The sequence below is a fragment of the Acinetobacter sp. AG1 genome, from assembly GCF_001005525.1.
GTDB lineage: Bacteria > Pseudomonadota > Gammaproteobacteria > Pseudomonadales > Moraxellaceae > Acinetobacter > Acinetobacter modestus.
Genome location: NZ_LBMZ01000070.1, coordinates 1 through 12,798, shown reverse-complemented (window position 1 = coordinate 12,798; position 12,798 = coordinate 1). Strand labels below are relative to the sequence as shown.

General features: G+C 38.8%; 14 protein-coding genes. 9 read left to right on the top strand and 5 right to left on the bottom strand.

Annotation, left to right across the window (positions count from 1 at the left end; all coding sequences use genetic code 11):
* Together AAV96_RS01555 and AAV96_RS01550 are read right to left on the bottom strand one after the other, a co-directional pair.
* Window positions 1–788: HAMP domain-containing protein (locus AAV96_RS01555; protein ID WP_046738054.1), on the bottom strand; the 788-nt coding region annotated here is incomplete at its 3' end.
* Window positions 785–1,456, bottom strand: a complete 672-nt coding sequence (locus tag AAV96_RS01550; protein WP_004662848.1) for a heavy metal response regulator transcription factor — start codon at window positions 1,454–1,456, stop codon at window positions 785–787. The genes AAV96_RS01555 and AAV96_RS01550, both read right to left, overlap by 4 nt.
* A 106-nt stretch (window positions 1,457–1,562) precedes the next feature.
* Between AAV96_RS01550 and AAV96_RS01545 the strand changes: the two genes are divergently transcribed.
* Together AAV96_RS01545 and uraH are read left to right on the top strand one after the other, a co-directional pair.
* Window positions 1,563–2,045: a GlcG/HbpS family heme-binding protein gene (locus tag AAV96_RS01545; RefSeq protein WP_046738053.1), complete on the top strand. Its 483-nt coding sequence runs from the start codon at window positions 1,563–1,565 to the stop codon at window positions 2,043–2,045.
* A gap of 10 nt (window positions 2,046–2,055) precedes the next feature.
* Window positions 2,056–2,457: a hydroxyisourate hydrolase gene (gene uraH / locus AAV96_RS01540; RefSeq protein ID WP_046738052.1), complete on the top strand. Its 402-nt coding sequence runs from the start codon at window positions 2,056–2,058 to the stop codon at window positions 2,455–2,457.
* A 102-nt stretch (window positions 2,458–2,559) separates the two neighbouring features.
* Here the strand turns inward: uraH and AAV96_RS18340 are convergent, their stop codons facing one another.
* Together AAV96_RS18340 and AAV96_RS18095 are read right to left on the bottom strand one after the other, a co-directional pair.
* Complete coding sequence (locus AAV96_RS18340) at window positions 2,560–2,721, bottom strand: hypothetical protein (protein ID WP_205625864.1); 162 nt, start codon at window positions 2,719–2,721, stop codon at window positions 2,560–2,562.
* Window positions 2,722–2,799: 78 nt separating this feature from the next.
* A complete protein-coding gene (locus AAV96_RS18095; RefSeq protein ID WP_155857114.1) occupies window positions 2,800–2,964 on the bottom strand; it encodes a hypothetical protein in 165 nt (54 codons plus the stop codon).
* 149 nt (window positions 2,965–3,113) lie between these two features.
* Between AAV96_RS18095 and AAV96_RS01535 the strand changes: the two genes are divergently transcribed.
* The 7 genes from AAV96_RS01535 to AAV96_RS01505 all read left to right on the top strand — a co-directional run bounded on the left by AAV96_RS01535 (window position 3,114) and on the right by AAV96_RS01505 (window position 11,838).
* Entirely contained in the window at window positions 3,114–4,352 is a 1,239-nt protein-coding gene (locus tag AAV96_RS01535) for an efflux RND transporter periplasmic adaptor subunit (protein WP_046738051.1), read from the top strand.
* A 10-nt stretch (window positions 4,353–4,362) separates the two neighbouring features.
* Window positions 4,363–7,446: an efflux RND transporter permease subunit gene (locus tag AAV96_RS01530; protein ID WP_046738050.1), complete on the top strand. Its 3,084-nt coding sequence runs from the start codon at window positions 4,363–4,365 to the stop codon at window positions 7,444–7,446.
* A complete protein-coding gene (locus AAV96_RS01525) occupies window positions 7,439–7,765 on the top strand; it encodes a DUF3240 family protein (protein WP_046738049.1) in 327 nt (108 codons plus the stop codon). The genes AAV96_RS01530 and AAV96_RS01525 overlap by 8 nt, the downstream gene beginning before the upstream one ends.
* Complete coding sequence (locus AAV96_RS01520; protein ID WP_046738048.1) at window positions 7,762–9,060, top strand: TolC family protein; 1,299 nt, start codon at window positions 7,762–7,764, stop codon at window positions 9,058–9,060. Before AAV96_RS01525 ends, AAV96_RS01520 begins: the two co-directional genes overlap by 4 nt.
* A 141-nt stretch (window positions 9,061–9,201) precedes the next feature.
* Window positions 9,202–9,864: a response regulator gene (locus AAV96_RS01515; RefSeq protein ID WP_004662800.1), complete on the top strand. Its 663-nt coding sequence runs from the start codon at window positions 9,202–9,204 to the stop codon at window positions 9,862–9,864.
* The gene (locus tag AAV96_RS01510) at window positions 9,864–11,231 is read left to right on the top strand and encodes an ATP-binding protein (RefSeq protein WP_046738047.1); all 1,368 of its coding nucleotides are present in this window, start codon (window positions 9,864–9,866) and stop codon (window positions 11,229–11,231) included. The genes AAV96_RS01515 and AAV96_RS01510 overlap by 1 nt, the downstream gene beginning before the upstream one ends.
* 268 nt (window positions 11,232–11,499) lie before the next feature.
* Complete coding sequence (locus AAV96_RS01505; protein WP_046738046.1) at window positions 11,500–11,838, top strand: hypothetical protein; 339 nt, start codon at window positions 11,500–11,502, stop codon at window positions 11,836–11,838.
* 309 nt (window positions 11,839–12,147) lie between these two features.
* Here AAV96_RS01505 and AAV96_RS01500 read toward each other — a convergent pair whose 3' ends face one another.
* Entirely contained in the window at window positions 12,148–12,579 is a 432-nt protein-coding gene (locus AAV96_RS01500) for an SRPBCC family protein (protein ID WP_004662979.1), read from the bottom strand.
* Window positions 12,580–12,798 lie beyond the last annotated feature (219 nt).

Genomic DNA, 12,798 nt, shown 5'->3' with positions numbered 1-12,798 from the left:
AGCATGATTTCCGTTTGTCCAATCAGGTTGTTTAGAGGAGTCCTAAATTCATGTGCAATGTCTTCTGAGAATCGGTTGAGTTGCTGGTAACCGATTTCAATTCGGTTCAGCATGGTATTGATGTCTGCTGTCAGTTGTTCAATTTCAGATGGAGCTTGATCAAGCTGAATTCTTTGCTGCAATTGATGGACATTAATTGCCTGAGTTTGTTGTTGCAGTTTTCTTAAAGTACTGAGTCCAAAATGGCTAGCCAGAGCAGACAATATAAAAATCAATACAACCCCGATGCTTACTGAAACCATTAAACCGTTACGGAATGGTTCAAGAATATTGAGACGTTCAGACCATTGCTTGCCTGCGATGAGCAAATAAGGCTTTTGATGAATGTTGATCGTTTTCCATGACAAGCGTGCTGGGTGTTCGGTCTGAGCCAAATCAGTAAATTGGATGCTGCTTGAGGTTGCTAATTTAGGAAGGGGAATATTTAAAGGATTAATATCAATCAAGCGTTGATTATGATCCATTAAAATAAACAAGTTATCTTGGTTGCCTAACATATTTTGATAGAGCTTAGGACGAGCAATAATTTGATTTATATTTTCACTATCTTGTAGAAGTATTTCGAGTCGTTCAATTCGGTCCGTCAGAGCACGATCTTGTTGGATAATTAAAATTTGATTAATCCCAATATAACTAATCATTGCCACTACGCATAAAACGAGAGCGCTGCAAAAAGTCACTAGTAGGGTGAGTCTCAATTCTAATGAGCGAAAGATATGATTCATCATGCTTGAACCGATAGCTTATAACCTAAGCCCCGAATCGTATGAATTAACTTTAAATCATGCCCATCATCAATTTTGCTGCGTAAGCGACGTACAGCAACATCGATAAAGTTAGTATCTGTATCAAAGTTAATATTCCAAACTTCTGAAGCAATTTGGCGGCGCGTAATAATTTCATCTTGATGCAAAAGCATAAATCGAAGTAGGTTAAATTCCTTCTTACTGAGGTCGATTAATGCATTTTCTCGCCAAACTTTGTGTTGTGTTAAATCCATCTTTAATGATGCAATCGAGAGCTCATTTTCTTGATTATATTGTTGGCGCCTTAAAAGACTTTTGATGCGAGCAAGTAATTCAATATAGGAAAATGGTTTTGCTAAATAATCATCTGCACCTAGCTCTAAGCCTTTGACACGATCTAAAATCTGATCCTTTGCAGTTAGAAATATCACGGGCACCTTAGAAAATTGGCGAAGTATTTTCAATACATCCCAGCCATCAAGATCAGGCAACATGACATCTAAAATCACCAAAGAATAGGATTTCATTTTTAATCTTTCCAAACCTTCTAGTCCTGAATGGACGCACTCCGCTGTATAGCCTGACTCAATTAAGCCTTTTACTAAATAAGACGCGATCTTCGTTTCATCTTCGATAATCAGAATACACATTTTTGTTCAGACTCTTTGTGAACATGACAATTTTGTAATGTGATTGTCATGCTGTGGCGGAATGGATTTGTTTAAGATTTTCAAAGCATATCAGGCAGGAATCAATATGAGTAAGCTTAAAATTCTTGGTTTAACGTTACTGTTCAGTAGCACTGTTGCACACTCTGTGGAGCTGAAGCAAGTTTATTCATTGGATCTTCAAACAGCCAAAGTATTAGCCAGTGAAGCTGAGCGCGTATGCAAAAACATTCATCAAAATATTGCAGTCGCAGTCGTTGATCAAGGTGGTAATACGCTTTATGCACACCGCCATGAGTCCGTTGGTCCACACAATTTAGATGCTGCAGAGCAAAAAGCATTTACAGCATTATCAACGAAAACAACAACCTTGGCTTTGAGTCAAACAGCAAATAGCAATCCTGATGCAAAAAATTTGACCACCGTTTCTAAGCTGCTGTTATTGGGCGGTGGATTACCTATTCGATACCAAAATCAAGTGGTCGGAGCGATTGGCGTGGCTGGAGCAGGCGGCGCTAAAAATGATGATTACTGTGCTACATCAGCCATTCAAATATTGAAAAATCTATAAGGAGTTTATGATGTTAAAGAAAATCTTACCTTATTCGCTCATTTTATTCAGTTCAGCGGGATTTGCTGAACCGAACCCATTAAGTGTCCATGTTCTTAATTTGGAAAATGGTTTACCTTCAGCAAATGTTGAAGTTGTTCTTGAAAAAAGCTCTGGTGATCAGTGGATTAAATTGAATCAGAAATTTACAGGTGAAAATGGGCGGATTACTGCGCTATATCCTGAGAACAAAGCGTTGGAAAAAGGGATTTACAAAGTGACCTTTAAAACTGAGGCTTGGTTCGATCAACAAAAGCAACAGACCTTTTTTCCAGAAGTTCCTGTGATTTTTAAAGTGGATGGAACTGTTAAACATTATCACATTCCTTTGTTACTCAGTCCCTATGGTTATTCAACTTATCGCGGTAACTAGAAAATCAAACTGTTAAATAGATATTTTTTCTTATCACGTACAGTAAATTAACTAGCGTTGAATTAAACATTTAATGCTAGTTGTACTTTATCCATTCTTGATTTAAATATCTTGATTGCTGATGTCATGCTGGAAATTTTCCAGTAATTTGGAAATGGCGATCTTGACTTTAACTAGACCTAAGCTACGAGTCACCGCAATACGTCGAATTTCAGCATCTTGATTATTAAATAATTTTAATATTGTAAATAAGTTATTAAACACTAACAGTATCTTTTACAGAAGAACGCTTTGGAAGTGAACTGAATTTTAAATAAATCAGCAGCAGTTATCATTGCTACTTCAACAAATAGAATTCCAATAGCTGTGAAAATCTGTTGTTAATGAAATATCAGAAAGTATTTCACCAGAATATGGTGTAGGAAAAAAAATTTGTGGCTGAGTATGACCTTGTATTGATTCATGCAAAGCAATCGATTCTTGGAGTAATTGAACAGGCTGTCTCATTTCAAGTTCCTGCCCTCTATAGAAATAATCCAGAACTCATTATTAGCTGAGAATTACTATTTATGTCCCGAAGAACTTGAATTTCCAAACTTAATTAGATATTAAGAACTTAAATTTATCCTGATAAAAATATTTTTGAGGATAGATCAGTGAGTCAACAAGTGAGCGTATTACGAAATAAAAAAATATTTCTCAGTATTTGCACATTGGTCTTGATGATTTTAGGACTTGGGTGGGCGAGCAGTTCGGCATTAAATAAAAGTAAAGCGGAAAAAGCAAAGACACAGAATGTAGTCGACAATCAAACAGAAACAATAGATGTGTCTGGTAATCAGATTTTAATTTCGTCTACACAGATTCAACAAGCAGATATTCAATTAAAAACTTTGGGGCAAGCGACAAGAGATGTACAACTCGCACTGACTTTGCAGGGGCAAGCGCAGTGGTCACCTCAAAGTAAAGTGGTCTTAACGAGTCCTGTAGCGGGGATAGTTCAACAGGTACTGGTGCAACCTTTAGCTGAAGTGGGTCTCCATAATCCTATATTGGCCATTCATAGCCCTGATTTAATTCAGATTCAAAATGACATTTTTCAAATTCATGCACAACTGCAATTGGCAAGCCAAAATTTGGCACGTGAACGCAGTTTATATGCTGAAGGGATTATTGCTGAAAAACGTGTACAGGAAGCCCAAAATGTAGTGCAACGACTGAATATTGATCTGAATGCCAAGCAACGCATGTTGCAGTTTATGGGCGGAAGTAGCGGTCAGGGACTGAATCCTGTGATGTATGTCAAAAGTCCAGCCAAAGGCAGTATAGAAAGTTTACAGGTATCTGCAGGTCAGTATGTAGAAACCGGTGCAGTACTTGGCCAGTTGGTGAATAGTGACCTACCTTTGCAATTAATGTTGCAAGTCCCTTTAGCAGATAGCAAATATATCCAGATTGGAGATCTGGTCAAAGTTGAGGGATGTGAAATTACCGGATTGGTACAACAAATTGCACCAGCACTTTCAGGCAATACACAATCTCAAAATGTTCTAGTCCAAATGCAGGCTAAGGATAACTGTTTAAAAGTACAACAATTTGTTAAAGCAAATATTCAAAGCCATAACCCGATAACAAAAACCACATGGGTAATACCGAGTACTGCTTTAACTTTAAAAGATAACAAGCACTTCATTTTTATCAAAAATCAAAATGGTTTCGTGGCAATGCCAGTGGAATTGATGGGTGCGAACCAGCAGCAAAGTCATGTGATTGGAAATACATTAAAACCTGGAGTTCAAGTTGCTGTGAGAGGTGTCGAACGTCTAAAAGCTGTTTGGTCAGGTTTCGGTGCAGAGCAGGCACCACCTGCCAGCAGTAGCAGTGCAGTGAATTGAGGTTAGGCACATGTTAAAACGTATTATTGCATTTTCACTGAGTCAACGAATCCTAATGTTGTTATTGGGTATGGCGATTAGTGTTGCAGGTTATTTAGCATTTACCAAATTGCCGATTGATGCCTTTCCCGATGTATCAAGCACACAGGTTCAAATTGTGATGAAATCTCCTGGTATGACGCCAGAAGAGGTGGAAAGCCGTATTGTGGTGCCGATAGAACAGGAAATGTTGGGAATCCCTCATCAAACTGTACTACGTTCACAATCTAAATATGCCATTGCAATCATTACCCTAGATTTTGCAGAAGGGGCAGATCCTTATTGGGCCCGACAACAGGTCAATGAGCGTTTGACTGGAGTCATGCCAGATTTGCCTGATAATGCCTCCGGGGGGATAGCGCCTATGACGACGCCATTAGGTGAATCTTTTATGTTCACTTTACATGGCCCTATGAGTGATATGGAAAAAAGGACCTTGCTCGATCGGGTCGTCCGCCCACAGCTCAGAAAAATTGAAGGGGTAGCGGATGTAAATATACTAGGTGGTTTGGCACGTACCTTTGAAGTGATACCCAACCTAGATGCTTTGGCATCGAGAGGTCTATCTCTTGATCAGTTAAAACAAGCAATTGAATTAAATAATGCAAGTGACGGTGCGGGGCGTTTGAATGAAAATGGAGAATCATTACTGATTCGTAGCGATAGTCGTGTCACCAATTTGCAAGAACTGGGCGAGATTATTGTTTCCAATCATCAAGGGACGCTGGTGCAAGTGAAAGATGTGGCTTATGTCCATACAGGTGCACTTACCCGTTACGGAGCGGTAACTGAAAATGGCCAGGGTGAGGCTGTTGAAGGAATTGTCCTCACCTTAAAAGGCGCCAATGCACGTCAGGTTGTGCAAAGTGTGCGTGAACATTTGCATGACATTGAGAAAAACTTACCCCCGGGCGTTACGATCAAGCCTTTTTATGACCGTGGTGAACTGGTGAATCGTGCCATTCATACCGTGAGTAAAACCTTGGTCGAGGCGATTGTATTAGTCCTGATTTTATTGCTGTTGTTTTTAGGCAATTTAAGAGCCGCTTTGGTGGTTGCCGCGATTTTACCTTTATCTGCGTTGAGTACTTTCTTAATGATGCGTCAGTTTGGATTAAGTGCCAACCTGATGTCATTGGGTGGTTTAACTATTGCTATTGGTTTGCTGGTCGATGCGGCGGTTGTGGTGGTGGAAAATATCGAAATGCAACTGGCCGATGCACATGAGTCCAAACACCGTTCGTTTTTGCCGCCGTTGAACGTTATTTATCGGGCGGTTTGTGAGGTGGCGGTACCTGTGACTGCAGGAATGATCATTATTATGCTGGTCTTCATTCCGTTGATGACGTTGCAAGGCCTGGAAGGGAAGCTTTTCTCTCCTGTGGCGCTCACCATTGTCTTTGCATTGTCGAGCTCACTGATTTTTTCATTAACGATTATTCCGGTGCTGTGTTCTTATTTCTTGAAATCTCAAGCACATCACACGCCGTATATTGTTGCTCAGCTAGAACAGGCATATAGCAAGGTGTTAAATGCAAGTTTAGCCCATCCGAAACGTGTTTATGCTTTGGCTGGAGGCGCTTTGGTGGTTGCTGCACTCATCTTTCCACTCATAGGTAAGTCTTTTATGCCAACCATGGATGAAGGTGACACCATATTACAGCTGGAAAAAATGCCATCGATCAGCTTACAAAATTCAATTGCACTTGATCTAGACATTCAAAGAAGAATTTTAAAACAAGTTCCTGAAGTGGCCCGCATTGTGGCAAGAACCGGATCGGATGAACTCGGTTTGGATCCCATGGGCTTAAATGAAACCGATAGCTTTATCATTTTGAAACAGCAAGATCAGTGGCAGGGACAAAGTAAGGAGCAGATTTTAGCCAAGATTCGCCATGTATTGGCCGACGTTCCTGGGGTCAATCTTACCTTTAGTCAGCCGATCGAAATGCGGACTTCAGAAATGTTATCGGGTGTACGTGGAGATTTGGCTGTCAAAATTTTTGGTACCGATTTAGACCAGTTGAATCAGCTATCTAAGCAAATCTCTACTGTGCTACAAGGGATCAAAGGCAGCGAAGATGTCATGACTTTGGAAAATTCTGGAGTGCAATATCAGGAATTACGTATTCGTCGTGATATGGCTGTTCGCAATCAGCTAGATAGCCAAAGCATACAGGCACAACTCAAAATGCTCATCGAAGGGCAGCAGATTAGTTCGATTATCGAACAGGGGCGACCAGTTCCATTGATGATGAAAGGTGATCCGCGTCTGGGACAATCCAGTTTTGCCCTTGCGAACATGAATTTACCTGTTGCAAACTCAGCTGCTGTACCGTTGTCCTCTTTAGCAGAAATGGTTAAGACTGAAGGAGTCGTCAAAATTGACCGGGAAAATGCCTCAAGAATGTCCGTTGTCCGTGCCAATGTGCGTGACCGGGATCTGGTTGGTTTTGTTGAGGAAGCAAAACAGCAAGTTGCCCAGAAAGTTAAATTACCAGCCGGCTATTCATTGAAATGGGGTGGACAGTTTGAAAATCAACAACGTGCAGCAGCGCGTCTGATGCTGGTCGTCCCAGCAGCGTTGACCATGATTTTCTTCCTACTCTTTACAACTTTAGGATCTGTTCGTCAGGCAGTATTGGTTTTTGTGAATATTCCCTTTGCTTTAATTGGGGGAGTCGTAGCCTTAGCTATCACTGGTGAATATTTATCGGTGCCTGCTTCAGTCGGATTTATTGCCTTAATGGGGATTGCCGTACTGAATGGTTTGGTAATGATTGGTTATTTTAACCAACTTATTTCACGCGGTGTTGCAATTGAAGAAGTGGTTCGAGAGGGGGCGATGAGACGTTTACGTCCAGTAATGATGACTGCAAGTATCGCTGCTTTGGGCTTAATTCCGTTGCTCTTTACCACTGGGCCAGGTGCTGAAATTCAACGTCCACTAGCGATCGTGGTAATTGGCGGGTTAATTTCCTGCACTTTACTGACGCTGATTTTACTTCCTAATTTGTTCAAACAATTTGGTTTAGTGCGAGATATTCATGTCTGAAATGTGCCAACTCTGTATCAACATCTCTAGTGATATTGCGGAAGAATTAATGAGCCACTTATGGCTCATTCCAGACATTGTGACAGGATGTACCAGTATTCCTGCACAAGGTTTTGGTAGTCGCCAACATTATCGCAACATTCAAGAAAAAATTCAGGGTGCGACTGAGCGTAATTTGATTCTGTTGATTTTACCTCTTGAAAATGTACCTCTAGTTTTAGCACATATTCAAATTAAATTTAATTCAAGTGACTGTTTTTATTGGGTAATACCAACGATAACATCAGGCTATGCCAGTCAAGGAGGCGTTAACGAATGAAACGAGAGATTAAGACTCAACCTCATTTTCTGGGTAAAGCCATACGTTTACTATGCCTAGGCTGTTGTATGATGATGACTTCTATCGTATCTGCAAAATCCGAATTAGATCAAATCTTGCCACCGCTTGATGCGATTAAGCAAAGCTTGTCACGGCATCCAACTGTTCGGTCGGCAATCGCAGATCAGGACTATGCCAATTTTGCAGGACAGGGCCTAAAACTTGGTCAACCCTGGACTGTGCGTGCAGGTATGCAACTTCGTAACAGCAATCCTCAAGATGGTCAAACCAAGTCCAATAGTTATGAGCCAAACTTTGGTGTTGAAAAGCAGATTCGTTTACCTAGCAAATACCAGCTGGATCAGGATTTGGCGCAACGAGGAATGAGTATTGCAGAATTAAAATTTGAAGATGCAAAACATGAAGTTGCCAAAACTTTGCTTAATCAGTGGTTTGTATTTATGCGCAGTGCTTTGCAATTGACGCGATTAGAGGAACATCAAGCAAGATTACAGAACTATATGCAAATGACCCAGTATCGTATTCGTGCTGGAGATGCCCCACGACTGGAACTGATGCTGCTCAGCAATGAATCTCGGCAAATCGAAGAGCAATATCTGCAGGCTAAAACGGCTTACTATCAAGCCCAGCAATTATTGTCACGTGATTATCTGGGAAAAATTCCTGAACAGTGGAGCAGTGATGTCATTACAGTTCGCCCACTTGAATATACACAGACTGAATGGATACAGCGTATTTTGTCTGCTAACCATGAGCTGGAACTTGCCAAAACGCAAGCAGCTCAGCAAGATGCATTCGTAAAAAGAGAGCAACTCAATCGGCTACCTAATCCTACCGTCGGAGTTGGATTTAGTCGTGAGCAGTCTGGTGTTGAAAATTTGATGAGTGTGAGCGTTTCAATTCCACTTGCTAGTAGGCAAGTTCGCATAGCTTCTGGTATGGCCATTGCAGAGGCTCAAAAAGCTAATTTTGAGATTGGACGAATAGAAAACCGTTTGCGTCAGGAAACGCAGTATTGGTTCACGCAAATGACTTCGGCAAGTGTACGGAGTGAGCAGGCCCAACAGAATTTGGCACGGTTACAGCAACAACATGGGTTAATGCAAAAAGCATATAAGCTCGGCGAATTGAGTTTAAATGAACTGTTACTTCATTCACAGCAGTTGGTTGATGCAAGTGGTCGAATTGATCAAGCTAAAATTGATTATGCTGAAAGCTTGAGTTTTCTATTGCTGAATTCACATCAATTATGGCCTTTACATGAGGATCATTAAAACAATCGAGTACTGATATATCAATATTTTGTGTGGTCGTTATTCAGATGGTATTCATTCTTTGCCGAATGAGCGTGGCTACTGATATCACTAAAATAGAATATAGATTTGCAAGTAGCAGAATGAGAGGTTAATTCAGACATGAGAATATTATTAGTTGAAGATGATGCTTTATTGGCTAAGGCGACAGCAAGAGGATTAGATCAGAAAAATTATTTAGTTGATATCGCTACTACAGCAGAGCAAGCCTATCATTTTTTGGCGAGTTATGATTATCAATTTATTTTGCTTGATTTAGGTTTGCCAGACCGAAATGGATTGGAAATTTTAAAGTCAGTGCGGCGTAAAAAGAATAAGGTAGGCGTTATTATTTTGACTGCTCAAGATAAAATTCAGGAGCGGGTAGCAGGCTTGGATGCTGGTGCAGATGATTTTGTTATTAAGCCTTATGATTTATACGAAGTTATTGCAAGGATTCAAGCTGTATTACGTCGTATATCAGGTGAAGCTAGTGATGTTGTTCAGATAGGCAATATTGCTATTAATCAAGCAGCTAAACAGGTATTTATTAATCAGACTGAAGTTGAACTAACCCAAAAAGAGTTTCACTTACTTGAACTGCTTATTCTTAATCGCGGTCGAATTATTTCACGAGAGAGTATAGAAAACTCATTCTATGCTTATGATGCAGAAGTGAGTAGTAATGTGATACAGGTATATATTCATAATCTACGTCGCAAACTTGGAAAAAATATCGTTCGTACAGTGCAAGGCTTTGGATATATCATGGATGAAAATTACTGATGCCTAATTTAATTCGGAGTTATTCACTGACACGGCGTTTATCCTTAATTTTACTGGCGATTACAACTAGCGTCTGGGTGGGTAGCTTGGGATGTATCTATTGGGGGATGCAGCGCGCAGCTAATAATATTTTTGATAAATCATTGGCCGAAACAGCCCATGCTTTACTTTCAACTACATCAAGTACATTAGAAGGGCGAGTCCCTGATCATACTGTCATCGAGAAAGCTCAAGGGGAACATTATAATCAAATTATATTCCAGATTTGGCATAAAAATGGAAAGTTGATCTATCGTTCAGTTGGTGTGGACACTCATCCATTTGTTCAGCAAGTCAATTTTGGCTGGATTAAAATTCACAATAAGACCTATCGCAGTTATTCGGTATGGGACAATACCAATACTATACAAGTACAAATTGCTCAAGTCTGGACGATTCGTCAGGATATCCAGAGAGATATGCTGCTATTTTTGATCGTAGTTTCAGCAATTTTTTTCCCATTATTATCTTGGTTGATTTTAAGAACTATTCGGAGTCATTTGGCCACTGTATTTAATATCAGTCAAAATTTAGAAAAGCAGTCGATTGAACATTTAAAACCTATTAACCCTATTGTGCCAAAAGAAATTGAACCTTTAGTAAATTCATTAAATACATTATTGACTGAAATTGCGGAAAGCATGCAACGTGAAAAACGGTTTACATCAAATGCAGCACATGAGTTACGTACTCCTTTGGCTGCAATTCGTATGCATGCACAAGTTTTGCTGAGTGCTCGTTCTACCGAAGAAGCAAGAGAATCAGCGCAGGACATCATGATTGGAATTGATAAGGCTTCTCGGATGATCACACAGTTACTGACTTTGGCTCGGATTGAACATAATAATCAACAAATAGACAGCAAAATTGATCTGGTCAATATTATTCAAAATACACTTGCTTTAATGGATTTTCAGCTTGTTCAGGCGCAAATTGATTTGGAATTAAAATTAGATTCTGCTCCTGTAATAGCGCAAATGGATCAATTGGAAATTATTTTTCGTAATCTATTAGAAAATGCCATCCTATATCGTACTCAAGAGCGTAAACCCATCATTAAAATTAGCTGTGGCTGTTTTGAAGATTATAGTTTTTTGCAGATTGAGGATAATGGTATCGGTTTAGATGAAGACCAGATACCTCTGATATTTCAAAGGTTTTATCGAGTGAATCAGAATAGTTTAGTTATTGGCAGTGGCTTAGGCTTATCAATTGTTAAGCAAATAGTCGATTCTTATGGCGGAAAAATTGAGCTACGCCGTGCAGACAAGACTGGTGGAACAGTGATTAGAATCGAATTAAACAGTCCTAAAATATTTGGAGTGTAAAAGTTTTACAATCATCTAAATGAAATCTATTTTGAACATTTAAACGTAGATTGAGAGGCTATGGCTTTTATCCATTAAATATTCAATATAGTTTTGGTGGTTTCTGGTTTTAAGTAATTTATTTAATTTGTATTTTTAATTATTAACAACTTTCCAAAGTTATGTGTAATCCTGAATGAGTGCTGTTACAAGATGTATAAATAGCTAGATTCTCTTATAAGTCTGTTTCAGTATAAATCCATATATTGGAATTTATAGGACAAGTTTCATGGCAGTAAAGCATTGTATCTTTTTTAAATGTTTTTTAATTTTGGGGCTTCTGGCAAGTTCTGCTATGACTAGTGTGACTTTTGCAAGTTCTCAACAGGCATGGAGCAAGCAGGATCAGAATGTCAAAATGGCTTGTGTTAAAGCCAGTCAGCTTAAAAATGCCAAACCAGTAAGCAATGTGATGCTATTTGATGACCGCGTGGGATATTCAGCACTCTTGATTCAGGGACAATATCCGCAAGTCCATATGAAAAACAAAACGGGTCAAGAGCTTTGTTTGTGGAACAAAACTACGAAGAAGGCTTATTTATCTGAAGCAGTTATGAAAGTACGCTAATGGTGGAATATAGATAGTGCTTTAGGGATAAAATACAAGAAATATTGGTAAAATTTTCTGTGGTAAAATAGTTATAAAAATGAAATCTAATATATATTTATCAAATACTTGATTTTTAAATTTGACTATCACTTCTTCCGCTAGTTATCAAAAGCTCTCGTAAATACGGGAGTTTTTTATCCTTATTTTACACCTCATCAAATTGTTAAATATTAAAGGTAGCCTCATAATTTTTTTCATCAAAAATAATCTGTGATAATAAGATTGTGAAAATAGGGCTTATAAATAAAGCCCTGTTATATTTTATTCTTAGATTTTAATTTTTTTTAGTCCACGATTTATACCATTTTCTAATGCAATTTTGATAATTGAACCAATAAATGGTACACGACCTTTGAAGGTAATACTGTAATCTAAGCGAGAACGATTATTTCCTAAATCACTGAATTTCATTATCCCGCGGTGAGCTTTGATTGGTGCAATACCACTAGTGATAGCATATTCAATTAGTTTGTTTTCTTGATAAACAAGGTTTGTTTCAACAAAAGAAGGTGCTAAAGGAATCGACATTTTACGTGCTGACCCAACACCATTACGGCTGTCTTTTCCATTACTTATGCGCGTAATTTTTGCTGGCGCAAAAATTTTGTTCAAATTCTCATGTTCACTGAGGGTTGCAAAAACTTTTTCTACGGGTGCATCGAATTCTTTTATGATGTTGATATGTTGAGTTTTTAGCATTGAATTATCCTTTAAGTTAACTTGACATGAGCTATTGTCATAATTTGCATGTTAGCATCCTTTAAAATCTTATGGAATCACACTTCATCGGAGTCTTTCAACATGGTATTTGCTATTGAAATAATACGATTTCTCCTAAGGATGAATTCATATATCACTTGATAATGAAGCCTGAGAAAATTTAGTCTATAATATATAAAATTCAAAAAATAATATTTT

Bases quoted from the DNA above. Each gene is read 5' to 3' on its own strand.
- AAV96_RS01505 (WP_046738046.1), top strand. From the start codon at position 11,500: ATGGCAGTAAAGCATTGTATCTTTTTTAAATGTTTTTTAATTTTGGGG.
- AAV96_RS01515 (WP_004662800.1), top strand. From the start codon at position 9,202: ATGAGAATATTATTAGTTGAAGATGATGCTTTATTGGCTAAGGCGACA.
- uraH (WP_046738052.1), top strand. From the start codon at position 2,056: ATGTTAAAGAAAATCTTACCTTATTCGCTCATTTTATTCAGTTCAGCG.
- AAV96_RS01510 (WP_046738047.1), top strand. From the start codon at position 9,864: ATGCCTAATTTAATTCGGAGTTATTCACTGACACGGCGTTTATCCTTA.
- AAV96_RS01525 (WP_046738049.1), top strand. From the start codon at position 7,439: ATGTCTGAAATGTGCCAACTCTGTATCAACATCTCTAGTGATATTGCG.
- AAV96_RS01500 (WP_004662979.1), bottom strand. From the start codon at position 12,579: ATGCTAAAAACTCAACATATCAACATCATAAAAGAATTCGATGCACCC.
- AAV96_RS01520 (WP_046738048.1), top strand. From the start codon at position 7,762: ATGAAACGAGAGATTAAGACTCAACCTCATTTTCTGGGTAAAGCCATA.
- AAV96_RS18095 (WP_155857114.1), bottom strand. From the start codon at position 2,964: ATGAGACAGCCTGTTCAATTACTCCAAGAATCGATTGCTTTGCATGAA.
- AAV96_RS01550 (WP_004662848.1), bottom strand. From the start codon at position 1,456: ATGTGTATTCTGATTATCGAAGATGAAACGAAGATCGCGTCTTATTTA.
- AAV96_RS01545 (WP_046738053.1), top strand. From the start codon at position 1,563: ATGAGTAAGCTTAAAATTCTTGGTTTAACGTTACTGTTCAGTAGCACT.
- AAV96_RS01530 (WP_046738050.1), top strand. From the start codon at position 4,363: ATGTTAAAACGTATTATTGCATTTTCACTGAGTCAACGAATCCTAATG.